Consider the following 22,384-nt stretch of genomic DNA (forward strand, 5'->3'; position numbering starts at 1 on the left):
AAGGCGCGGCGCCCGGCCCAACGGGACCCGCTTCTCTGGCATAGCCAGGGCAGCGTGGTCCGGACGGGAGCACACCCGCGCCGCAGGCTATATTCGCGATCTACCCTCCAGTCAGGCGCGGCTGGATATCTCCGTGTTACTCTCGGTCCCGCTCTGTCCTGATCTTTGATTTTCCCAACACAAATGCTTGCTGACCGGGGGCGGATGGGAGACACTGCACATCGGCTGAAACGCCGCCCCGGAGCGTGGCTGGCGTAGATCATGGATCAATGGACCGAATGTTTCTCTTTCAATCGGGTGACACAGCGAGCGCGATTGTCGCGCTGCTGATCGTATGCGCGATGTTTGCAGCATTTCTGCGCGAAACCTATCCGACCGAAGTGGTCGCAATCTGCGGCGTGTCGGTGATGCTGCTGACGGGGGTTCTGCCCTATGATGCGGCGCTTCCGGTCCTCGCAAACCCGGCGCCCTGGACCATTGCCGCGATGTTCCTGATCATGGGGGCGCTGGTGCGCACGGGGGCGTTGGATGCCTTTACCTCTGTGGCGCGCAAACAGGCCGAGGTCAGCCCGAGACTGGCGATCGCGATGCTGATGGGCTTTGTGGTGATCGCGTCGGCCTTCGTGTCCAATACGCCGGTGGTGGTGGTGATGATCCCGGTCTTCATCCAGATCTCCCGCACCCTCAAGCTGGCACCATCCAAGATGCTGATCCCGCTGTCCTATGCGGCGATCCTCGGCGGCACGCTGACCCTGATCGGCACCTCGACCAACCTCCTTGTGGATGGGGTCGCCCGGGCGCAGGGGCTGGTGCCGTTCACCATCTTCGAGGTCACCCCGCTGGGCGTGGTCGTGGTGGCCTGGGGCCTGGTGTACCTGCGCTTCATCGCGCCGCGCCTGTTGCCGGACCGCGACAGCCTGGCGATGATGCTGTCGGATCGCTCCAACATGAAATTCTTCACCGAGGCGGTCATTCCGCCGGACAGCAACCTGATCGGGCGCGAAGTCACCGGGGTGCAGCTGTTCAAACGCCCCGGTGTGCGGCTGATCGATGTGGTGCGCGGCGATGACTCGTTGCGCCGCAACCTCCAGGGGGTCGAACTGCAGGTCGGCGACCGGGTGGTGCTGCGGACCCGGATGACTGAACTCCTCAGCCTGCAGAGCAACAAGGAACTGAAACGTGTCGATCAGGTCTCTGCGGTGGAAACCAATACCGTCGAAGTGCTGATCACCCCGGGCTGCCGGATGGTCGGCCGCTCGCTTGGCGCCATGCGTCTGCGCCGCCGCTACGGCGTCTATGTTCTGGCGGTGCATCGCCGCAACCAGAACATCGGGGTGCAACTGGATGATCTGGTGGTGCGCATCGGCGACACGCTGCTGCTTGAAGGGGCGTCGGCCGATATCCAGCGGCTGGCCGCGGATATGGACCTGGCCGATGTCTCGCAGCCCACGCAGCGGGCCTACCGCCGCAGCCACGCGCCGGTTGCGATGGTCGCAATGGTCGGCATCGTGGTGGGCGCAGCCTTCGGGTTGGCCCCGATCCTGATGCTCTCGATCCTCGCGGTGGCCCTTGTTCTGGTGACCCGCTGCATCGATGCGGATGAGGCGTTTTCCTTCATCGACGGGCGATTGCTCGCGCTGATCTTTTCCATGCTGGCGATTGGGGCCGCGTTGGAAAGCTCCGGCGCGGTGGAGCTGATCGTGCGCGGCATTGCCCCTGTTCTGTCGGATCTGCCGCCGTTCTTCCTGGTCTGGGCGGTTTATCTTCTGACCTCGGTTCTGACCGAACTGGTCTCCAACAATGCGGTGGCCGTCGTGGTGACACCGATCGCGGTCGGGCTGGCGCAGGCCATGGGGCTGGATCCGCGCCCGCTGGTGGTGGCGGTGATGGTGGCGGCCTCGGCGTCCTTTGCCACCCCCATCGGCTATCAGACCAACATGCTGGTCTACGGTCCCGGCGGCTACCGCTTTTCCGACTTCCTGCGCGTCGGCATTCCGCTCAACCTGTCGATGGGAGTGCTGGCCTCGGCGGTCATTCCGCTGATCTGGCCCCTGTGACCCTGTGACCCTGCGCCGAAGCGCTCGGAGAGGCCCGCAGACCCGCCATATGCGCGTGTTTTCGCCCAGTCTCTCCTGGCGTTCTCAAGCAGGCTTGAACAGGGAGAGATCCGCACCCACCTCTCATATAGCCTGTGTGGAAAGAGCCTGCCCGAAAGGGTCGGAAACAGGCCTGTCCGATCCTCTGTTCCTCTGTCCGAGGAGCCCCATTCGGGCCTTTCAGGCGGCTGTGGCAGGATGCGCAACGGAGAGGGCCGCGAAATGGGAGAGAGTGCGAGATGACAACCCGGATCACCTTCATCGCCACGATATTGATCGCGGCCAGCGCGATCGTGTTCAGCGCAGAAACCTGGGCGACGGAAACTGTGAGGCCGGTCCTGACCGACACGGAGTGGACGCTCGACCAGATCGAGGGCGAGGCGCCGCTTGCAGGGCGCGGCAATCTTGAGCTGACATTCGCGCAGGATGGCGTGTTTGCAACCGGCGCGGGCTGCAACAGCTTCAAGGGCACCGCCGAGATCAACGGATCTGAAATTCTCTTTCCAGACCAGTTGGCCGGAACCATGATGGCCTGCCCGGACGGTCTGGCAGAGCAGGAGGAACAGGTGCTGGCCCTGCTGGCACAGGTGGTTTCCTTTGAGATCGACGCCACCGTTCTGGTTCTTCTGGACGAAGACGGCACAGAGCTGCTGCGCTACCGACGCGACGCCGAACCTGACGAAACGCTGGTTGAGACCGGCGGCTGACCCCCGGCGGCCGCTTCCTGTCGGCAGCCTTCCGCGTGGGGTTTCCCCCGTTTGGCGGCCCCCTGTGACTGCTGCCTGCGGGCGGCGGCCCTTGTCTGCCGCTCGCAGGGCGGACTGTGGGCCTATATTGTGCGCGCCTTCCGTCACGCGATCAGCCCGGAGCGCCCGGCCTGGCGGCCTGAAAACAGGCAGCCTCCCAGAAATGTCCCCTCCAGCGCATTATAGCCGTGGTAGCCGCCGCCGCCAAACCCGGCCGCCTCGCCGACTGCGAACAGGCCGGGCACTGCCTGACCATCGGCGCCGATCATCTGACAGTCCAGATTGGTCTGCAGCCCGCCCAATGTCTTGCGGGTCAGGACGCTGAGGCGCACCGCGATCAGAGGGCCGTTGCGGCGGTCCAGAATGCGATGCGGTTTGGCCGTGCGCAGCAGCCGGTCGCCCCGGTAATTTCGGGCCGCGTGAATGGCCTGGATCTGCCTGTCCTTGGCAAAAGGGTTGTCCACCTGGGCGTCGCGGGCCTCGATCTGGGCGCGGATCCGGGCCTCATCCAGTGCCACATCGCCGATCTCGTTCATGCCGCGTACCAGCTCTGTCAGGGTGGTGGCGGTGACGAAATCGGCTCCCCGCGTCTTGAAGGCCTCGACCGGCCCCGGCGCCCGTCCGCGCGCCAGCAGCCGGGCCTTCAGGACCTCGACCCATTTGCCCGATGTCATATCCGGGTTCTGCTCCGATCCGGACAGGGCAAACTCCTTTTCAATGATCTTTTGGCTGAGGATGAACCAGCTGTAGTCCTGTCCGGTGGCGAGAATGGCCTTGAGCGTCCCGAGGGTGTCAAAGCCCGGAAAGGCAGGGTCGGGCAGGCGGGTGCCATGGGCATCAAACCACATCGATGACGGCCCCGGCAGGATCCGGATGCCGTGGTCCGGCCAGATCGGGTCCCAGTTGCGCAGGCCTTCGCAATAATGCCACATGCGGTCGCCGTTGATGATCCGCCCGCCTGCGGATTGTGCGATCTTCAGCATGCGGCCATCGACGTGAAAGGGCACGCCGGAGACCATGCGCCCGGGCGCGGGGCCAAGGCGGCCGGTGGGCCAGTTGGCGCGCACCATCTCCAGGTTGCCGCCGATACCGCCGGAGGCAATCAGCACCGAGGCGGCATAGACCTCGAACTCGCCGACCTCATGGCGGTTGGTACGTGCTCCGATCGGCGCGGCGTCATGGGCCAGCACCTCGCCCGAGACGCCGGTGGCCTGGCCGCCCTGCTGTATGATGTGGCTCACCTGATGGCGAAACCGGGCGTCGATGCGGCCCTCGGCCATATGGCTGCGGACGCGGGCGACGAAGGGCGCCAGCACGCCGGGGCCCGTGCCCCAGGTGACGTGGAAGCGGGGCACCGAGTTGCCATGACCGTCCGCCTCACCGTCGCCGCGTTCCGCCCAGCCCACCACCGGAAACCAGCGCAGACCGAGGTCGCGCAGCCAGGACCGCATGTCGCCTGAGGCAAAGTCCAGATAGGATTTCGCCCAGAGCCGGGGGAAGTGATCCTCGGGCCGGTCAAACCCGGCGCTGCCGGCCCAGTCTCTCCGGGCCAGTTCGAGACTGTCGCGGATGCCCATGCGCCGCTGTTCGGGGGTGTCGATCATGAACAGACCGCCGAGGCTCCAATGCGCCTGACCGCCGATGAAATGCGCAGGCTCCTGCTCCAGCAGGATCACCCGTTTGCCCCGGGTTGCAAGCGCGTCGGCGGCCACCAGACCTGCCAGGCCCGCGCCGATCACGATGACGTCGGCGCTGTTGTCCGAATGCGCGGTGGTCATGGCAGCTCTCCCTGTGCTCCGCTCCTCCGGTCCTCAGCCTAGGCGCAATCGCAGGAATGGCGCAATCATTGCGTGTATCAAGTGCCGCGGCGACAGGCCGTGCGCTGTGCCCTTCGACGTGGGCGCAGGTGTGGAACAGGTTCCGGTGGGTGCTGCCGCCACTGCATTCGTGGCGTCCAGGTGCGGCAAGGCGCCAGAGCCTGGCCTGTGGTGGTGGCAATGGAGCGGACGGTTCGAGGGATTGCGCTGCGCGATGCGCATCGCGGGGGGGCGGGGGCCGCGCCTTCGGCGCGGCCCCCGCCCGGCCCAACGCTTTTGAGGGAGGCTTTGCCTCATCCGGAAAGGGGCGGGAGAGCCACCGTCAACGTCACCAGGCCAACGACGTCACCAGGCCAATGACCGGCCCCGGTTCACCTCGGGAGCGGTGCGGAGGTCAGAGTGGCCAGAAGATCAGGATGGCAGGTATCGAGACCGCGATGACCAGGATTTCCAGCGGCAGCCCCATGCGCCAGTAGTCGCCAAAGCGATAGCCTCCGGGGCCGAGCACCAGCGTATTGTTCTTATGGCCGATGGGGGTCAGAAAAGCCGCCGAGGCCGCCACCGCCACCGCCATCAGGAAAGGGTCGGGCGAGACACCCAGCGTATTGGCCATCGAGATCCCGACCGGGGCAGCCACAATCGCCGTCGCCGTATTGTTGAGCACATCCGACAGCGTCATGGTCACCACCATCAGGACCGTCAGGATCGCCCAGGCCGGCAGCCCGTTGGTCAGATCAACCAGCGACTGGGCCAGAAGCTCGGTGCCTCCCGAGGTCTCCAGCGCCTGCCCCAGCGGGATCATTGACCCCAACAGCACCACCACCGGCCATTCCACGTGATCGTAGAGTTCCGCCACCGGCAGGATCTTCAGCACGACATAGCCCACAACCACGATCCCCAAGGCGATCGGCAGGTACACCAACCCCACCGATGCGGTCAGAACCGCCGCCGCAAAGAGGCCGATCGCCCACCAGGTCTTGTCATTTGCGGTGACCGACAGGCCGCGCGCCGCCAGGGGCAGGCACCCGAGCCAATCCGCAACCTCGCCGCCCTGATCGCGGGGGCAGAGGAGCAGCAGGATGTCGCCCGGTACCACTTCGGTCTGGCGGATATGGCTGGTCAGCCGCTGCCCCTGGCGGGCAATGCCGAGCAAGACCGACCCCTTGCGCCAGGCCAGGCCGATGGCCTGGGCGCTGCGGCCTGCAATGCGGGCGTAATCGGTGACCACCACCTCGATCACTTCGAGCCCGTCGCCGGCCGCCTTCAGCTTTTCCTCGCGCGCGGCATCGGAAAAATCGAGCTTCAGCGTCGAGCGGAACTCGTCCAGCGCCTCGGGGGTGGCTTCCAGTACGATGGTATCTCCGGCCTGCAACAACGCGCCGCTGGCCCGGCCGTAGCGCCGCTGGCCGCCCCGGATCAGCCCCAGGATGACCACGTCCGCTTTCTCGGCTTCCTTGTCGAGACTGCCGAGCCTCTGCTCGACCAGCTCCGATCCCTCCGGCACTGTGAGCTCGGCAATATAGGGGGCCAGCTGGCTGTCAGAGGCGCCCGCACCACCGGTGGAGCGGTCAGGGATCAGCCGCCAACCCACCAGGGCCACAAAGGCCAGCCCCGCCGCCGCCGCCGCCAGCCCCACCGGAGCAAAGTCGAACATCTGAAACGGTTCACCCAGCGTGTCGTGGCGGATGGAGGCGATGATGATATTCGGAGGCGTCCCGATCAGGGTCGCCATACCGCCGAGGATGGTGGCAAAGGACAGCGGCATCAGGCTCTGACCCGGCGCGCGCCCCGCCTTTCGTGCGGTCTGGATGTCCACCGGCATCAGCAGCGCCAGTGCCGCCACGTTGTTCATAAAGGCCGACAGCACCGCACCGACACTGCCCATCAGCGCGATATGCGCCCCGAGACTGCGGCTCTGATCGACCAATGTTCGGGTGATCAGATGCACGGCCCCCGATTTGACCAGCCCGGCCGAGACGATCAGAACCAGCGCCACCACCAGCGTCGCCGGATGACCAAACCCCGCAAAGGCGTCCTTGGTCTCGACCAGCCCCAGCAACACCGCCACCATCAGCGCGGCAAAGGCCACCAGATCATAGCGGAACCGTCCCCACAGCAAGAGACCGAAAACGCAGGCGAAAAGGCTGAAGAGCAGAGTCTGATCCAATGTCATGGCGCCACTCTAGTCAACGCCGCGCCACTGGCAAGCCATGGAAGGCGGATCGGGGGAGGAAACCACGGGGCAGAACGGCCATGCCTCAAGGCCGCGCTTGAAAGCAGGCAGGGACCGGGTCTATATGGGCGCCAGTTTCACGAACTCAAAGTCAAGGATGCACCATGGCAGGCCATTCAAAATGGGCGAACATCCAGCACCGTAAAGGGCGCCAGGATGCAGCACGATCCAAGCTATTTTCCAAACTCGCCAAGGAAATCACCGTCGCCGCCAAAATGGGCGACCCGGACCCGGAAAAGAACCCCCGCCTGCGTCTGGCGGTCAAGGAAGCCAAGAGCCAGTCGGTCCCCAAGGATGTAATCGAACGCGCGATCAAGAAGGCGATCGGCGGCGACGCCGAGAATTACGACGAAATCCGCTATGAGGGCTACGGCCCCAGCGGCGTCGCGGTGATCGTCGAGGCGATGACCGACAACAAGAACCGCACCGCCTCCAACGTGCGCTCGACCTTTTCCAAGAACGGCGGCAACCTGGGCGAGACCGGCTCGGTCGGCTTCATGTTCGACCGCAAGGGTGAGGTGACCTATCCGGCCACCGTGGGCGATGCCGACACGGTGATGATGGCCGCGATCGAAGCGGGGGCCGAGGATGTCGAAAGCTCCGAAGAGGGCCATTCGATCTATTGCGCCGACACCGACCTCAACGATGTCTCCACCGCACTGGAGGCGGAGCTGGGCGAGTCGGAGAGCACCAAGCTGATCTGGAAACCCTCGACCACCACCGAACTGGATCTGGAAGGCATGCAAAAGCTGATGAAGCTGGTGGATGCGCTGGAGGATGACGACGACGTCCAGCGCGTCACCACCAATTTCGAGGCCTCCGACGAGGTCATGGCGCAGCTCTGATCCGAGGCGTGGCGGCGCGCACAAGATCCGCGCCTCTGCCTTCAGGGTCCCGCTCTTCAGGCCCGTCCGGTTCCGCCGGGCGGGCCTGTTCCGTCAGATCTATTCCAACGGGCCTTTTCCAACGCGCCTGATCGGTCTGATCAGTCCCGCAGCACAGCCGCCGCGCGCAGGGTCGCCTCGTCGGGATACCACATGGACCGCGGCGGGGTCGCGAACATACGGGTGGCGAAGGCGCGGCTGATCCCGCGCGACAGCACATAGTCCATGTCCCGGGCCTCGGCTGCGGCAATATCATAGGACGGCAGATGCACGGCATGGGCCAGACCGTAGCCGTGAAACCCGAGCCGGGCACCGGGGGCCAACCTGCGCCGACTGCCCGCGATGAACAGGAGCGTGCAGGCCGATGTGCACTCTCCGGAGGCGACGGTCTCCAACCCGGCCGCAGCAATCGCCTGCGCCGCGCCGCGGGCCTCATAGACATGGCCGCCGGGGCTGGTCAGCTCTATTTCGCGCAGCTCCGGCAGGGTCGCCAGCAACGCCTGCAGCCGCGCCGTCAGCCCATATGTGATCTCACCCTCAAACCGCAGCCTCTCTCCGCTGGCATCGGGCTCCAGCACATAGCGCGCCGCCCGCTCACGTCGCATCTGCGTCTCGAATGTCTCGGCGGCGGGCGCGCGGGTGGCAAGGAGGATCATCTCCCACCACAGCATCACGCAGGCCAGTGTCAGCAGCAGCCACAGCAGATAGCCGCCCCAGCTCAACGCCATGGCGCCGGTCTCGCGGATATGTTGCTCGGCCCGCCTGTGGTACCGCCACAGTTGCCACAGCAGGATCAGACCATCCGCCCCGATGATGCAAACCGCCAGCCAGACCGGCAATTGCAGCGTCTCATTCAGGCCCCGGAGCGTCGCCAGCAAGAGCAGACGCGGCAGTACCAGACGCAGCCAGAAGGTCTGACCAAAGGATCCTCGGCCCCAATTCCCCCAGCCCAAATTTCCCCGGCCCCAATTCCCCCGGCCAGGAGACCGCAGGGGTCGCGTGGCAGAGGCCTCTGCATCCTGCGGCAATCGCCGGTTCTGCCAGTTCTTTCTGTGCCATGGCACGTCTGCGCACCCCGTTCCTCGTCTCTCACATAGAGATATGGCACCGCGCCGCAGAAACCACCCTCTTGGGGCCGCCGGGCATATAGGGGCTGGCGATCAGGACCCGTCCGGCGGCACCAGCCCCGCAGCGGCGGCCTGACGCACGGCTCTGGTGACCTCACGCAGGGCAGGCGCCATGATCCGGCTCACCTGCCAATAAAGCGGCGTGTCCAGCCTGCAGCCCGGAGCCATCTCGACCAGATCACCCCGCGCCAATCGCGGGCGCGCCAGAACGTCCGGGTTCAGCCCCCAGCCCAGCCCGGCCACAGCCGCATCCAGAAAGGCCTGCGTTGACGACAGATAATGCGCAGGCGGCGCAAGACCCGGCGCCACGAACCGGTCCAGCCAGCGATGCTGCAGCCGGTCCTTGGCGTTGAAGATCATGCAGGGCGCGCGCGCCAGAGCCTCCGCCGTCAGCCCGCCTTCGAACCAGCGCGCCACAAAGGCCGGGCTGGCCGTCGCCACATAGTCCAGTTTCCCCAGCGCATGCACATCACAGCCGGACACGGCCCGGGCCTCGGCGGTGACCGCAGCAGAGACCGCGCCGCTGCGCAACCACTCGGTGCTGTGATCCTGATCGTCGATCACCAGATCAAACAGCACGCCGTCGGCGGCGACCATTGCCTCGATGAACCAGGTGGCGAGGCTGTCGGCATTCACCGCCACCTTCAGCCGGGCCGGGCGCAGATCACCGTTCAGCGACAGCGCGCGGGACAGGCGGCGCTCCAGCAGGGCCACATCCTCCGCGTGTTTGGCAATCCGCAAGCCCGCTTCGGTGCCGGTGCAGGGGCTGCCCCGGTTCACCAGCGGGGTGCCAACCCGGTCCTCCAGCGCCTTGATCCGCTGCGATACGGCAGAGGGCGTCACCCCCAGCGCGGCCGCCGCGCCGTCAAAGCTGCCGAGGTGCAAAACCGCCGACAGGGCAGAGAGGTGATGAGGGTCAAAGCGCATTAGCGAAACTTAATCCGGATGAGTATCTTTAATTGGATTACGTCACGCGGTTTGGATAGTCAAACAGGGCGCTTGTTCCAACAGGGCGCGTTCCGCCGTCGCTCAGCTTCGCATGCTCATCCACTCTCGCGCCCCCGCCAACTTTCGCGCCCCCGCTCACAAGGTCCAATATGCCGCAGATCCCCGTCACACTCGAAATGCTGCCCGTGCTGATGGCCGGATTCGGCCTTGGCTTCAGCCTGATCATGGCAATCGGCGCGCAGAACGCCTTTGTGCTGCGGCAGGGGCTGCGGGGGCATCATGTGTTGCCGATCGTGCTGACCTGTGCGCTGTCTGATGCGGTTCTGATCACCGTCGGAGTGGCGGGGTTTGGCACCCTGACGGCGGCGCTGCCATGGTTCGAAACCGCCATGCGCCTCGGTGGCGTGGCATTCCTGAGCTGGTACGGGCTGCGGGCGCTGCGGGCCGCCTGCACGGGCGGCGCGGCACTGGAGACGGAGGGGCCCGCAACGGGGCAGGGCATCCAGACGGCCCTTTGGCCTGCGGTGCTGACCTGTCTCGCCTTCACCTGGCTCAACCCGCATGTCTATCTCGACACGGTTGTTCTGCTGGGGGCGATTTCGGCGCAATACGACCCGACCTGGATCTTCGGGCTCGGCGCGGTTCTGGCCTCTTTCGTGTTCTTCTTTGCGCTCGGATATGGCGCGCGCCTGTTGGCGCCCGTCTTTGCCCGCCCCCGCGCCTGGCAGGTGCTGGACGCGATGATCGGTGTTGTGATGCTGGCCCTGGCGCTGAAGCTGCTGCTGATGTGAGGCAGTGCCGGAGACAGGCGGCGATCCGGCCCGTGATCCGGCCCGTGATCCGGCCTGTGACCCCATCCGACCCGCGTTCCCACCCGCACTCTTCACCGCCCGACCCTGTGCCGCGCGCCGGCGCGGCGGTTCGTCACAGCTCCCGCATCGCGGCTGCGAAAATATTTCACGCATGAAGGGTTGCCATGTGAACGGCTTCTCTATCTGTTGCTCGCATGAGCACCCCGTCCGTCAGCGAAGAACCATCCTCAAACCCCATGCGTGGGGTCTTCTGGATGCTGGTGACGGGCTTGAATTTCGTCGCGGTGACGGCGCTGGTGAAATATCTCGGCCCGCGTATCCCCCCGGCCGAGAGCGCCTTTCTGCGCTATCTGCTGGGGCTGGTGTTCCTGGTGCCGATGATCGGCTCACTGCGGGCGGTACAGTGGACGCCGGGGCTCTGGGGGCTGGTCCTGACGCGCGGCGCACTGCACAGCATCGGAGTCCTGATGTGGTTCTTTGCCATGATCCGTATCCCGCTGGCCGAAGTGACGGCGATGAACTACCTGTCGCCAATCTATGTCACCCTGGGCGCGGCCCTGTTCATGGGCGAGAAACTGGCGCTGCGCCGCATCGCGGCCATCGCGGTGGCGCTTCTGGGCGTTGTGGTGATTTTGCGACCGGGCTTTCGCGAGGTCTCGCCCGGCCATCTTGCCATGCTGGTGACCGGGTTCACCTTCGGGATCTCCTACCTGTTGGCCAAGACCCTCGTCGGGCGCACCAATCCGACCTTTGTGGTTGCGATGCTGTCGGTCTGGGTCACCATCGGCCTGGCGCCCTTTGCGCTGGCGCATTGGGTGACGCCGACACTGCCGGAACTCGGCCTCCTGTTCGCCGTTGCCTGTTTTGCCACGGCGGGACATTACACGATGACACTGGCCTTTGTGGCGGCGCCGCTGACCGTGACCCAGCCGGTAACGTTCCTGCAACTAATTTGGGCGACATTGCTCGGGGCTTTGGCCTTTGGCGAAGGGATCGACCTCTGGGTTGTGATCGGCGGCACCATGATTCTCGGTGCTGTCAGTTTCATGACCTGGCGCGAGGCCATGCTGAAGCGGCGGGCGATCACGCCACCGCTGCATGCGCCCAAGTCCTGACTGTCATGTATTTGTTACAGAGTTTTCGTATATGTTTGATTGCAAAGATAAAAATGTAAAAGGACACGATGGGTTTCCCGACGGTCACACGCATATTGGGACTGCTGAGTGTGCTGATGTGGGCGCCCTCGGCGCAGGCTGCCCTTGATCTTTGCAATGACACTGATGCGGAACACGCCGTAGCGGTCGGCTACAAGGACCGTCTGGGCTGGACCTCTCAGGGGTGGTGGCAGGTGAGCCCGGGCGAATGCGCCCGCGTGGTGCCGGGGCCGCTTTTGCACCGGTTTTATTACCTGCGGGTCGAAACCGAGGGCTGGACATTTCGCGATGACAAGCTGGCATTCTGCGTTGCCGACCGGATTTTTACCATCGATGGTGACAGCAACTGTGCGCGGCGCGGCTATCGGCAGGAGGGATTTGCCCGTATCGACATCGGACCGGATAGGCCGCAGCACCGCCATATGCTCCGCGCCCATCTGACCTCTGATGAGGAAGAGGATGCCGCCCGCAAGCAGCCCGGGGCTTCACTGTTTCAGGGGGAGGCGGTCTTTCAGGGCTGTCACGCCGAGAACCGGGCCCCCTACCAGAGTTTTTGCACCTTCATTGGCGAGGGGCGGCGGTATCTGGTCTATGATGACGGCCGCATTCCGGGGGACCTCTGGCAAGCGCTGCAGGCTCTGCCCCGCGGGCGGCGTGTGGCCCTGAGCGGAGAGCTGGAAACGCTGTTTGACACCACGTCCGGTCTGGTGCTGTACAGCGCCGAGGTGCAGGCGCTGAACAGGGCGGACCGTATTCTGGCATTGCTGCAGGGCGATTGGTCCTCGGTGGCGGATGCCGACGACAGATTTCGTTTTTTCGGCGCGGAACGTGTGAATGTCTATGCCGGGGCGGAGACCTCGGTGGAAAACGTTGCCATTCTCGATCATTGCGGTCCGGCCAGCGGCGAGGGACCCTATTTATACACCTGGGACAACACTGCGGGCATCCGCTTGTGCTACCTGATCGCAGAGGTGAGCGATCAGGAATTGTCTCTGCGATACCTGCCTCACGGCACCGAACTGATCTATCGCCGGGAGTGAGGGCGCGCGCCATAGTCTGCGCACTGATTTGCCAGTGATATTCAGCCAGTGATATTCGGCCTGTCTTACCTGGCCTGTCCTACCTGGCCCGTCTTATCTGGCCCGTCTTACGTACCGGTGTCGCCCCTAGGCCACCATCTCGCGCGAGGTGACAAGGTCAACCACCCGATGCGCTGCAAATCGCGCCGCCTGGCTGTCCAGAGGCCCGTCCGATTGCGCCGCCTGCAGCCAGACGCCATCCATATAGCTCTGCAATGCCTGGCGGGCCGTCTCGATCTGATCCGGCGCAACCAATTGGCTCAGCTCCGCCAGAAAATGGCTGATGACGCGGGCCCGGTTGATCCGGTGCAAACGCGCCAGACGCGGTGAATAGGGGGCATTGGCCCAGAACTGCATCCAGATGCTGCACTGCGGCACAGTGAAGAGCGAATCTGCAAAGTTGGCATCCATCACCGCATAAAGCCGCTCGATTGGGGTCTCTGCCTGCGCGTAGCCCTCCACCATGGCCCGGCGCAACTTACGCAGAAGATGGCGCATCGTCGCCTCCATCAACCCTTCTTTTGAGCCGAAATAATAGCTGATAGAGGCCGCCGACGCCCCCGCTTCACGCGCGATTTCGGCCATGGTTACAGCCGCATAGCCCCGTTTGTGCACGGTGACGATGGTGGCTTCTATCAGTTCTTCGTTGCGGATGTCGCGAATGCGTTTGCGTGCCATGGAGTCTAAACTGCGCCAACCGGGCTGAATATTCAATATTTCACCGCGAAAAACCAAAACTTGAATGACCATTCAAAATTTGTTTAGTTTATGAGGATCCTGGCGTGCACTGTCAGGGCAGCGAAATAACAATAACACATACTGTCAGGGGCGCAGCGGCTGCGCCCTTGAAGCGACTGACTGGGAGTTGAAACGAATGACAGTTCTAATTTCCGCAGGCATATTGCTGGCCTTTGCGCTGGTGGCATTCTGCGTCATAAAATGGTGGAATCTGGAGGTGGTCGGCGTGACGCCGGTGCCGCTTTTCACCTTTATTGCAATTTTGTTTACATCCGGCCTCGACGTTGGCCTGATCATGTTCCCGCTTGCCTGGGATTTCCCGCTCTATGCCGATACCGCAGCAGAGCCCGCCTATGGGTTCACCAACCCGCTGGCGCTGGAGTTCGGGTTCTGGGGCTTCCTGATCTGGGGCTTCTATTTCCTGACCACCTTCTATTTCTGCGTCATCGAACCCCGGGTCAAATTCTTTGAGATCCCACTGGTCAAATGGATCAACAACATCGTCATCATCGGCACCTGTGCCTTTACCGGCGCGCTGTTCCTGATCTACCTGCCGTATTATGCGACCTTCGTCGGCGATGGTGAAACGGTGATCCCGGCCTTCTATGCGGTGACCTTCCTGGTGATCCTCTTTGCGGCCTTCTCCTCGACCGACATCAAATATGTGCGCATCCTGTCGGTGGGCTCCACAGCGCTGTTCGCGGCCCTGATCCTCGGCATGTGGGCCTATTCCGGCATGGGGCTGGGCGCGTTCTTTGACACTGCCGGCAATATCGGCGGCTACTTTGCCAATATCCACAAATTCGTACTGCCGCTGACCGACTACCACGAATTCTACCTGTTCTGGTGGTTCGCCTGGTCGATCATGATCGGCCAGTTCACCTCGCGCTTTGTCGGTGGGCTGAAGACCTGGCAGGTGCTGGCGGCCCTGCTGATCTTCCCGTCGATCCCCCTCGGCGTGTGGTTCTCGGTGCTGTATTTCTACCACCTCAACGGGATCGAGACGACGCTGTTCATCAACATCTCCATGGTGGTTGTGGGCATCATCTTCGTGATCAACTCGTTTGACTCGCTGATCCGCCTCTACACAGACAACCTGAACCTGACCACGAAACGTCTCGGCAAGGTGCCATATGTCCTCGGCAACGCGGTGGTGCTGTTTGCCCTCACCGTGGCCTTCAAGAGCCAGTGGCTGCAGATCCAGTGGATCGGCGCGGTGGTGATCGGCCTCTATGTGGCCTGCCTCGCCTATATCGCGCTGGTCAAGCGCAGTGAGGTTCTGGCGATCAAAGCCAGCCCGGCCGAGAACGAGCTGGATTTCCACAAGATTGAAAACGTCCACTGAGACCAAAACCGCTGCGGCCCCCTGCTGATCCGGGGGCCGCAGCCCCGCTGACCTGCTCGCGACCCATCCATGAAAGACGCAGACCCACGCGGCTTTTTTGTATGTGTCGATGTCCCGGACCTCGGCAGATCCGGCCCGGGACCCACACAGAGAGACCACATATCTCCCGCAGGCGCTGCGGGGGGACACGCTGACCCAAGACCAGAAGAGGCGAAACGATGACCCATCCGGCACAGCCCAAAGCCAGTCATTTCATCAATGGCGCATATGTCGAGGACACCTCCGGGACCCCGATTCCGGTGATCTATGCCGCCACCGGCGAAGAGATCGCCCGCGTCTATGCGGCGACCCCGGAGATCGTGGAACAGGCCCTGTCCAGCGCCAAGGCGGCGCAGAAGATCTGGGCCAAGATGACCGGCACCGAACGCGGCCGCGTGCTGCGCCGGGCGGCTGACATCATCCGCGAGCGCAACCATGAGTTGTCGGTGCTGGAAACCTTTGACACCGGCAAGCCCCTGCAGGAAACGCTGGTGGCCGATGCCACCTCCGGCGCCGACGCGCTGGAGTATTTCGGCGGGCTGGCCGCCAGCCTCACCGGCGAGCATATCCAGCTCGGCGAGGATTGGGTCTATACCATCCGCGAACCGCTGGGCCTGTGCGTCGGCATCGGCGCCTGGAACTACCCGACACAGATCGCCTGCTGGAAGGGGGCTCCGGCCCTGGCTTGCGGCAATTCGATGGTGTTCAAACCCTCCGAGACAACGCCGCTCTGCGCGCTGAAGGTGGCGGAGATCCTGATGGAGGCGGGAGCGCCTGCGGGGCTCTACAACGTCATTCAGGGCATGGGCGAAGTGGGCGGCGCGCTGGTGACAGACCCGCGCGTCGACAAAGTGTCGCTGACAGGCTCGGTCCCGACCGGCAAAAAGGTCTATGCGGCGGCGGCCACGGGCATGAAGCACGTCACCATGGAGCTGGGCGGCAAATCCCCGATGTTGGTGTTTGACGATGCTGACATCGAAAGTGCCATCTCGGGTGCTATCAACGGCAATTTCTACTCCTCCGGTCAGGTCTGTTCCAACGGGACGCGGGTGTTTGTGCAAAAGGGCATCAAGGAGAAATTCCTGACCCGCCTGGCAGAGCGCACGGCGACCGCCAAGCTGGGCGATCCGATGGACGAGGCGGTGAATTTCGGCCCCATGGTCAGCGAAACCCAGATGAACATCGTGCTGGACTACATTGAGACCGGCAAAGCGGAGGGCGCACGGCTGATCTGCGGGGGCGCGCGCGCGGAGATGGACGGGTATTTCGTCCAGCCGACCGTCTTTGCCGATGTCACCGACGATATGGTGATCGCCCGCGAAGAGATCTTCGGCCCGGTCATGTGCGTGCTGGATTTCGACACCGAGGAAGAGGCGATCGCGCGCGCCAATGACACCGAATTCGGCCTGTCGGCAGGGGTCTTCACCAAGGATTTTTCCCGGGCCCACCGGGTGATCGGCCAGCTGGAGGCGGGGAGCTGTTTCATCAACTCCTACAATGACGCGCCGGTGGAGGCCCCCTTTGGCGGGGTGAAGGCCTCGGGCGTGGGGCGCGAGAACTCCAAGGAGGCGCTGAAACACTACAGTCAGGTCAAATCCGTCTATGTGCGCATGGGCGACTGCGAAGCCGCTTTTTAATCGAGGATCGTCCCTTCGGACGACGCCCACCCACCCGCCCCGTCGTCCGAAGGGACGATGGGGGAAAAGGATATGTTGCCCCATGGTCGCCACCCTGCGTGGCCGGACCGCTGTGGCCAGACCTGTGACAGGAGAGATGACGCGATGAACGCGGATTACGTGATTGTTGGAGCCGGCAGCGCAGGCTGTGCCATGGCCTATCGTCTCAGCGAGGCGGGCAAGTCGGTTCTGGTGATCGAACACGGCGGCTCTGACGCGGGGCCGCTGATCCAGATGCCCGGTGCCCTCAGCTATCCGATGAACATGCCGATGTATGACTGGGGCTATTCCACCCAGCCGGAGCCGCATCTGGGCGGGCGCAGCCTGGTGACGCCGCGCGGCAAGGTGGTCGGCGGGTCCTCCTCGATCAACGGTATGGTCTATGTGCGCGGCCACGCGGGCGATTATCGCCACTGGGCCGAAAGCGGCGCGCAGGGCTGGGACTACGCCGATGTGCTGCCCTATTTCAAACGCATGGAGACCTGGCACGACGGCGGTCAGGGCGGCGACCCGGACTGGCGCGGCACCGATGGCCCGCTGCATATTTCCCGCGGCCCCCGCGACAACCCGCTGCATGCGGCCTTTGTCGAGGCCGGACGGCAGGCGGGCTATGAGGTCACCGGCGACTACAACGGCAAGCAGCAGGAGGGCTTCGGCCCGATGGAGATGACGGTCCACAAGGGCCGTCGCTGGTCTGCCGCCAATGCCTATCTCAAACCGGCTCTGAAGCGGAAAAACTGTGATCTGATCCGCGGCTTTGCCCGCAAGGTGGTGATCGAGGATGGCCGCGCTGTCGGTGTTGAAATCGAACGCGGCGGCAAGGTCGAGGTGATCCGCGCGGGGGCCGAGGTGATCCTCGCGGCCTCCTCGCTGAACTCGCCGAAACTGCTGATGCTGTCGGGGATCGGCCCGGCGGCGCATCTGGCCGAACATGGCATCGAGGTGGTCGCGGATCGTCCCGGTGTCGGCCAGAACCTGCAGGACCATCTGGAGCTCTATCTGCAGATGGCGGCCTCGCAGCCGGTCACCCTGTTCAAATACTGGAACCTTCTGGGCAAGGCCTGGGTCGGCGCGCAGTGGCTGTTCACCAAAACCGGTCTGGGGGCGTCGAACCAGTTTGAAAGTGCGGCCTTCATCCGCTCCCGTGCGGGGGTCGACTACCCGGATATCCAGTATCATTTCCTGCCCCTCGCAGTGCGCTACGATGGCAAGGTCGCCGCCGAGGGGCACGGGTTTCAGGCCCATGTGGGTCCGATGCGCTCCGGCTCTCGCGGGGCGGTCACACTGGCCTCTGCCGACCCCAATGCGGCGCCGAACATCCTGTTCAACTACATGTCCAAAGAGGAGGACTGGGAGGATTTCCGCACCTGCATCCGCCTCACGCGGGAGATCTTCGGACAGGAGGCCTTTGCGCCATTTGTCAAACACGAGATCCAGCCGGGCGACGCGCTGCAGAGCGATGATGAACTGAACGGGTTCATCCGCGAACACGTCGAGAGCGCCTATCATCCCTGCGGCACCTGCAAGATGGGGGCGGCAGAGGATCCGATGTCGGTGGTCGATCCCGAATGCCGTGTCATCGGGGTCGATGGGCTGCGGGTGGCCGACAGCTCCATTTTCCCGCGGATCCCCAACGGCAACCTCAACGGTCCCTCGATCATGACCGGCGAGAAAGCCTCGGACCACATCCTCGGCCGGCGCCTGCCGGCCTCGAACGCGGAACCCTGGTTCCACCCGAACTGGCAGACGGAGCAGCGCTGATTTTCGGCCTGCTCCCCGGCTTCTCTGTGAAAACCGCCCCCTGCCTCCCCGCAGCGGGGCGGTTTTGCGTTTGGGGCGGCTCGGCCGATGGGGCCGACGGGGCCGGGCTTTGGGCCCGGATCGATTTTTCGCGCCAAAATATCCCGGATCTGAGGTGCGGTTTGATCCGGATCAACCTGGGCCCGCGCGTGACCTTCTAAACTCCTCAAGACCAAAGAAACCAAGGAGCGACCAAGATGTCTCACACCCCGCATGAACTGGCCGAGGAATTTCCCGACAAAGCGGCATTGCTGAGCACGCTGAAGCAATCGGATGCGCATTTTGCGAAACTTGCGGATGAGTATCACGCGGTGAACCGGGCCGTGCATCGGGCCGAAACCAACGTGGAGCCGGTCTCGGAGCAGGCGGAGGGGGAAATGCGCAAATCCCGCGCGGCGCTCAAGGATGAGATCTGGGGCATCCTGTCAAAGGCGTGATAGCGTCCTGCGTCGGATGACCGGGAGGGGCCGCTCAGGGGGGCGGCCTTTTTTGCGTTCAGGCGGTTGGCCCTGATTGATCTGGTCCTGTTCATCTGGTTCTGGTTGATCCAGACCTGATTGATCCGATCCTGTCTGGGGTCTCACCCAGTCCGGTGTGATGCCGTGGAGCGGCGCTAGCTGACGCGGTAGGGCAGCACGCCGCGCGCGTTTGTATCCACACTCAGGCGTCGTTCCAGCGGTGGCACCGAGCGCTGGTGACACTCCGGGCGTTCGCAGATCCGGCAGGAAATGCCGATCGGTTCAAAGGCGCTGGCCTGTGACACATCGAGGCCGTCCGCGAACACCAGCGCGTCGGCATGGCTGACTTCGCAGCCCAGTGAGATCGCATAGCGACGCACCGGCGCCCCGAAGGAGCCGCCGGGTTTGGAGACATCCCGCGCCAGTGAAATATAGCGCACCCCGTCCGGGGTCTCGGCCAGCTGCCGCAGGAACCGGCCCGGTGTCTCAAAGGCCCGGTGCACATTCCACAGCGGGCAGGCACCGCCGAAGCGGGCAAACTGCAGCCGGGTGGCCGAGTGCCGCTTGGTGATGGTGCCCGCCTGATCCACACGCACAAAGAAGAACGGGATGCCCTTGGCACCGGGACGTTGCAGGGTCGACAGGCGATGGGCGACCTGTTCGATCGAGGCACCAAAGCGGATCGCCAGCAGTTCGAGGTCATGGCGGCAGGCCCGCGCTGCCTCGAGAAACCGGCCATAGGGCATGAGCGCTGCGCCCGCGAAGTAATTGGCCAGCCCGATCTTGGCAATGGCGCGCGCTTCCTCGGTCTGGAACTTCGCAAAATCCAGTGTCGCCTCCAGCAGGTCGCCATATTTCAGCAAGGCCAGCTGCAGATACATCTGAAACTGCCGGGTCTGTGGCGCCGAGCGATGCGAGAGCGCCAGCACTCTGGTGTCGGGGTCGAAGGTGCGCAGCCCGGCCATATCCCGCAGCGTCACCGTGACGCCGATCGCCTGCAGCGCGGTCTCGGCACTGCCGCAGCGCTCGGCGGCGCGGTCGACCGCATCGATATAGTTGTCGCAGTAGTGAAAGAAATCCCGCACTTCTTCCCAGGGGCTGGCCTGAATACGGGCGTCCTCCCGTCCCAGCGCCTCGTCGAGCGAGGCCAGGCGCTCGTGCGTTTGCCGGTAGGCCTGATGCAGCGCGAGAAAGGCCCGCGCAAGGGCCGGGGCGTTGGAGGCCGCCAGGCGCAGGTCCGCAAGCGGGGGCACATCATCGGCAAAGACCGGATCGGCCATGGCCTCGCGCATATCGGAAATCAGCCGTTCACTGTCGCCGGAGGACAGTTCGGTCACATCCAGCCCGAACTCCTGTGCGAGGGCGAGCACAACCGTGGTGGAGACGGGGCGGTTGTTGTTCTCCATCTGGTTCAGATAGGGCAGGGAGACACCAAGCTTGGCTGCAAAGTCCTTTTGGGTGAGGCCGAGACGGCCCCGCATCTCGCGCAGCTTCGCTCCGGCGTAGAGCTTTTGGGTCGCCATGACGGGTGCCTTTGCAAATTGGGTGTTACGGAATTGTATAAGTGCAAAGTTTTGCTGGCAAGCCGTGTGATCACGGAACGTGACAGGGCGAGTACAGATCGGGGTGCAGGATGGGCCACAAAGTGAGGGCTGGGCGGAGCAGCCCAGGACGGCGTACCGGGAGCGGCACCGAGAGGAGCGCCGGAAGGCGAGTATAGCGGGCGAGCTCCCGCCTGCGGCCCCTGCTTTGAAAAAGCCGGGACAGCAGTTGGGCATGGCGCGGCGCGCGCCCCGTCAGGGGCGCGCGCCGCGCCGGTCGTTTCGGGCTTTGCCCGAAGCGAAACACCTCAATCAACGGGACTGAAAGTCCAAAAGCCGTCCTGCATCCTCTGGCCACCTATTGGACCATCTCCCCAACAGATGGCTTGGGCGCGGCCCGGATATGACGCCTGGACATGAGGTCCGGCGATCAAGCCTGACCCTGAGGTTGACGGGAGGGCCGGATGGGTGGCCCGCAGAGGCCCGGCGGCCGACTGTTTGCTATCAGATCAGGCCGCTTGCCATCAGACCGCGAGCCCCAGTCGCCGTTCCCGGCGCATCACGAAGAGGATCGCCAGCATGCCAACGCCACCGCTGCCCACCATGATCGTCAGCAGCGGCACCGCATTCGACCCCGGGACCAGCAGCCAGCCCGCAGCAGCGCTGAGCGCCGCGCCGGCCCCGATCATGATCGCCGAGGACAGACCGGCCGCCGTTCCCGCCAGATGCGGGCGGACGCTGATCGCGCCGGTGGTGCCATTGGGGATAGCCATGCCATTGCCGAGGCCCACGAAACACATGAACCCGAAGAAGGTCCAGACCGTGTCGAGCCCCGCCAGCGTCACCAGCAGCGACAGACCGACCCCGAATATATTCACAACCGCGCCCCAGAACACCATGATATTGATGCCAAATCGCTCCGAGTAGCGCCCGGACAGAAAATTCCCCAGGAAATACCCAAGGGCCGGTGCCGAGAGGTAGAACCCCAGCTCCGCGCTGTTCAGCCCGTAGACATTGGTGCCGACAAACGGGCTGCCGCCGAGATAGGCAAAGAAGCTGCCGGCGCTGAGACCTGCGGCCAGCGAATAGCCCCAGAATCGGGGCGACCGCAAAAGCTCCGGATATTCGCGAAACTGGTTCAGCAGGGTCTTGCCGCTGACGGTCGCGGTCTCGCCGAAATCGGCATAGAAAACCACCAGCGTCACAGCCGCCGCGCCAAACAGCAGCCAAAAGCTCGCATGCCAGCCAAAGCTCTGATCCAGCACGCCTCCCAGCGCCGGTCCGATCATTGGAACGACGGTCATGCCCATGGTCACATAGCCGATCATGCTGGCAGCCTTGGGACCGTCATACATATCGCGCACCGCCGCGCGGCTCAGGACCATGCAGGTGGCCACCACCGCCTGAGCCATGCGGAAGGCCAGAAACACGCCCGCACTCTGGGCAAAGATACAGCCCAGCGTCGCCAGCAGGAACAGCACCAGCGACGCCATCATCACCGGGCGCCGCCCCATCTGATCCGAGATCGGCCCGACAACAATCTGCACCACCGTGCTCGCCGCGAGATAAAAGGGAACCGAAAGGGCGATCAGCCGGTACTCTACCCCGAAATAGCTCGCCATGCTCGGCAGCGACGGTTGAAAGATGTTCATGCCCAGGGCCGACAGGCCGGAAAGCAGGATGAGAGTCCAGATGGTCGGGGGTGTTGTGCGTGTCACTATACGTCTCGGTTTAGTTTGCGTGTTAATCGTCTAGGGGCTGACCCGGGGAAAGTCTACGGCGCGGGTCACCTCGGGTACAATTTTAGCCAGAGATTTCCCCACAGGCCGCCCCCAGACATGGCCCACCACTTTGCCACAAACGCCGGGTCACAGGCCGACCCCCGGCCTGC

At 64.1% G+C, this 22,384-nt stretch carries 17 protein-coding genes; 10 read left to right on the forward strand and 7 right to left on the reverse strand.

Annotation, left to right across the window (positions count from 1 at the left end; translation table 11 throughout):
* Window positions 1-278 precede the first annotated feature (278 nt).
* A complete protein-coding gene (locus FGE21_RS01455; protein WP_139661061.1) occupies window positions 279-2,057 on the forward strand; it encodes an SLC13 family permease in 1,779 nt (592 codons plus the stop codon).
* Between the two features lie 278 nt (window positions 2,058-2,335).
* Window positions 2,336-2,803 carry an META domain-containing protein gene (locus FGE21_RS01460; protein WP_139661062.1) on the forward strand — a complete coding sequence of 156 codons (468 nt, stop codon included), beginning with the start codon at window positions 2,336-2,338 and terminating at the stop codon, window positions 2,801-2,803.
* Window positions 2,804-2,946: 143 nt separating this feature from the next.
* On the opposite strand, the gene FGE21_RS01465 is transcribed toward FGE21_RS01460, so the two are convergent.
* A complete protein-coding gene (locus FGE21_RS01465; protein ID WP_139661064.1) occupies window positions 2,947-4,620 on the reverse strand; it encodes an FAD-binding dehydrogenase in 1,674 nt (557 codons plus the stop codon).
* A 433-nt stretch (window positions 4,621-5,053) separates the two neighbouring features.
* Window positions 5,054-6,832 (reverse strand): SLC13 family permease, encoded by a 1,779-nt coding sequence (locus FGE21_RS01470; protein WP_139661065.1) that lies wholly within the window; start codon window positions 6,830-6,832, stop codon window positions 5,054-5,056.
* Between the two features lie 164 nt (window positions 6,833-6,996).
* Between FGE21_RS01470 and FGE21_RS01475 the strand changes: the two genes are divergently transcribed.
* Window positions 6,997-7,737, forward strand: a complete 741-nt coding sequence (locus tag FGE21_RS01475; protein WP_139661067.1) for a YebC/PmpR family DNA-binding transcriptional regulator — start codon at window positions 6,997-6,999, stop codon at window positions 7,735-7,737.
* A 140-nt stretch (window positions 7,738-7,877) separates the two neighbouring features.
* On the opposite strand, the gene FGE21_RS01480 is transcribed toward FGE21_RS01475, so the two are convergent.
* Both FGE21_RS01480 and FGE21_RS01485 read right to left on the reverse strand, forming a co-directional pair.
* Window positions 7,878-8,729, reverse strand: a complete 852-nt coding sequence (locus FGE21_RS01480; protein WP_139661068.1) for a hypothetical protein — start codon at window positions 8,727-8,729, stop codon at window positions 7,878-7,880.
* 207 nt (window positions 8,730-8,936) lie between these two features.
* The gene (locus tag FGE21_RS01485; protein WP_139661070.1) at window positions 8,937-9,830 is read right to left on the reverse strand and encodes a LysR family transcriptional regulator ArgP; all 894 of its coding nucleotides are present in this window, start codon (window positions 9,828-9,830) and stop codon (window positions 8,937-8,939) included.
* A 197-nt stretch (window positions 9,831-10,027) separates the two neighbouring features.
* On the opposite strand from FGE21_RS01485, the gene FGE21_RS01490 reads away from it, so the two are divergent.
* The 3 genes from FGE21_RS01490 to FGE21_RS01500 all read left to right on the forward strand — a co-directional run bounded on the left by FGE21_RS01490 (window position 10,028) and on the right by FGE21_RS01500 (window position 12,857).
* Window positions 10,028-10,642, forward strand: coding sequence for a LysE/ArgO family amino acid transporter (locus tag FGE21_RS01490; protein WP_176695344.1), 615 nt, complete (start codon window positions 10,028-10,030; stop codon window positions 10,640-10,642).
* A 215-nt stretch (window positions 10,643-10,857) separates the two neighbouring features.
* On the forward strand, window positions 10,858-11,778 hold the full coding sequence (locus FGE21_RS01495; protein WP_139661073.1) for a DMT family transporter: 921 nt from the start codon (window positions 10,858-10,860) through the stop codon (window positions 11,776-11,778).
* A gap of 68 nt (window positions 11,779-11,846) precedes the next feature.
* Window positions 11,847-12,857, forward strand: coding sequence for a DUF1036 domain-containing protein (locus tag FGE21_RS01500; RefSeq protein ID WP_139661075.1), 1,011 nt, complete (start codon window positions 11,847-11,849; stop codon window positions 12,855-12,857).
* 126 nt (window positions 12,858-12,983) lie between these two features.
* Here FGE21_RS01500 and betI read toward each other — a convergent pair whose 3' ends face one another.
* Complete coding sequence (gene betI, locus FGE21_RS01505; protein WP_139661077.1) at window positions 12,984-13,574, reverse strand: transcriptional regulator BetI; 591 nt, start codon at window positions 13,572-13,574, stop codon at window positions 12,984-12,986.
* A gap of 196 nt (window positions 13,575-13,770) precedes the next feature.
* Between betI and FGE21_RS01510 the strand changes: the two genes are divergently transcribed.
* The 4 genes from FGE21_RS01510 (at window position 13,771) to FGE21_RS01525 (ending at window position 18,931) form a co-directional block, all read left to right on the forward strand.
* Window positions 13,771-14,979, forward strand: a complete 1,209-nt coding sequence (locus tag FGE21_RS01510) for a BCCT family transporter (RefSeq protein ID WP_139661079.1) — start codon at window positions 13,771-13,773, stop codon at window positions 14,977-14,979.
* Between the two features lie 218 nt (window positions 14,980-15,197).
* Window positions 15,198-16,655: a betaine-aldehyde dehydrogenase gene (gene betB, locus FGE21_RS01515; protein WP_139661080.1), complete on the forward strand. Its 1,458-nt coding sequence runs from the start codon at window positions 15,198-15,200 to the stop codon at window positions 16,653-16,655.
* Between the two features lie 144 nt (window positions 16,656-16,799).
* On the forward strand, window positions 16,800-18,455 hold the full coding sequence (gene betA, locus FGE21_RS01520) for a choline dehydrogenase (RefSeq protein ID WP_139661082.1): 1,656 nt from the start codon (window positions 16,800-16,802) through the stop codon (window positions 18,453-18,455).
* A gap of 236 nt (window positions 18,456-18,691) precedes the next feature.
* The gene (locus FGE21_RS01525; protein ID WP_139661084.1) at window positions 18,692-18,931 is read left to right on the forward strand and encodes a YdcH family protein; all 240 of its coding nucleotides are present in this window, start codon (window positions 18,692-18,694) and stop codon (window positions 18,929-18,931) included.
* Window positions 18,932-19,107: 176 nt separating this feature from the next.
* Here the strand turns inward: FGE21_RS01525 and FGE21_RS01530 are convergent, their stop codons facing one another.
* Window positions 19,108-20,475 (reverse strand): short-chain fatty acyl-CoA regulator family protein, encoded by a 1,368-nt coding sequence (locus FGE21_RS01530; protein ID WP_139661085.1) that lies wholly within the window; start codon window positions 20,473-20,475, stop codon window positions 19,108-19,110.
* Window positions 20,476-21,017: 542 nt separating this feature from the next.
* Window positions 21,018-22,211 (reverse strand): multidrug effflux MFS transporter, encoded by a 1,194-nt coding sequence (locus tag FGE21_RS01535; protein WP_139661086.1) that lies wholly within the window; start codon window positions 22,209-22,211, stop codon window positions 21,018-21,020.
* Window positions 22,212-22,384 lie beyond the last annotated feature (173 nt).

It is taken from the genome of Phaeobacter sp. B1627, assembly GCF_006265095.1.
Lineage (GTDB): Bacteria > Pseudomonadota > Alphaproteobacteria > Rhodobacterales > Rhodobacteraceae > Epibacterium.

What these genes read in the sequence shown, in the direction of transcription:
- FGE21_RS01495 (WP_139661073.1), top strand. Translation starts at nt 10,858, where the DNA reads ATGAGCACCCCGTCCGTCAGCGAAGAACCATCCTCAAACCCCATGCGT.
- FGE21_RS01510 (WP_139661079.1), top strand. Translation starts at nt 13,771, where the DNA reads ATGACAGTTCTAATTTCCGCAGGCATATTGCTGGCCTTTGCGCTGGTG.
- betA (WP_139661082.1), top strand. Translation starts at nt 16,800, where the DNA reads ATGAACGCGGATTACGTGATTGTTGGAGCCGGCAGCGCAGGCTGTGCC.
- FGE21_RS01470 (WP_139661065.1), bottom strand. Translation starts at nt 6,832, where the DNA reads ATGACATTGGATCAGACTCTGCTCTTCAGCCTTTTCGCCTGCGTTTTC.
- FGE21_RS01455 (WP_139661061.1), top strand. Translation starts at nt 279, where the DNA reads ATGTTTCTCTTTCAATCGGGTGACACAGCGAGCGCGATTGTCGCGCTG.
- FGE21_RS01475 (WP_139661067.1), top strand. Translation starts at nt 6,997, where the DNA reads ATGGCAGGCCATTCAAAATGGGCGAACATCCAGCACCGTAAAGGGCGC.
- betB (WP_139661080.1), top strand. Translation starts at nt 15,198, where the DNA reads ATGACCCATCCGGCACAGCCCAAAGCCAGTCATTTCATCAATGGCGCA.
- FGE21_RS01465 (WP_139661064.1), bottom strand. Translation starts at nt 4,620, where the DNA reads ATGACCACCGCGCATTCGGACAACAGCGCCGACGTCATCGTGATCGGC.
- betI (WP_139661077.1), bottom strand. Translation starts at nt 13,574, where the DNA reads ATGGCACGCAAACGCATTCGCGACATCCGCAACGAAGAACTGATAGAA.
- FGE21_RS01485 (WP_139661070.1), bottom strand. Translation starts at nt 9,830, where the DNA reads ATGCGCTTTGACCCTCATCACCTCTCTGCCCTGTCGGCGGTTTTGCAC.
- FGE21_RS01490 (WP_176695344.1), top strand. Translation starts at nt 10,028, where the DNA reads ATGCTGCCCGTGCTGATGGCCGGATTCGGCCTTGGCTTCAGCCTGATC.
- FGE21_RS01500 (WP_139661075.1), top strand. Translation starts at nt 11,847, where the DNA reads ATGGGTTTCCCGACGGTCACACGCATATTGGGACTGCTGAGTGTGCTG.
- FGE21_RS01530 (WP_139661085.1), bottom strand. Translation starts at nt 20,475, where the DNA reads ATGGCGACCCAAAAGCTCTACGCCGGAGCGAAGCTGCGCGAGATGCGG.
- FGE21_RS01525 (WP_139661084.1), top strand. Translation starts at nt 18,692, where the DNA reads ATGTCTCACACCCCGCATGAACTGGCCGAGGAATTTCCCGACAAAGCG.
- FGE21_RS01460 (WP_139661062.1), top strand. Translation starts at nt 2,336, where the DNA reads ATGACAACCCGGATCACCTTCATCGCCACGATATTGATCGCGGCCAGC.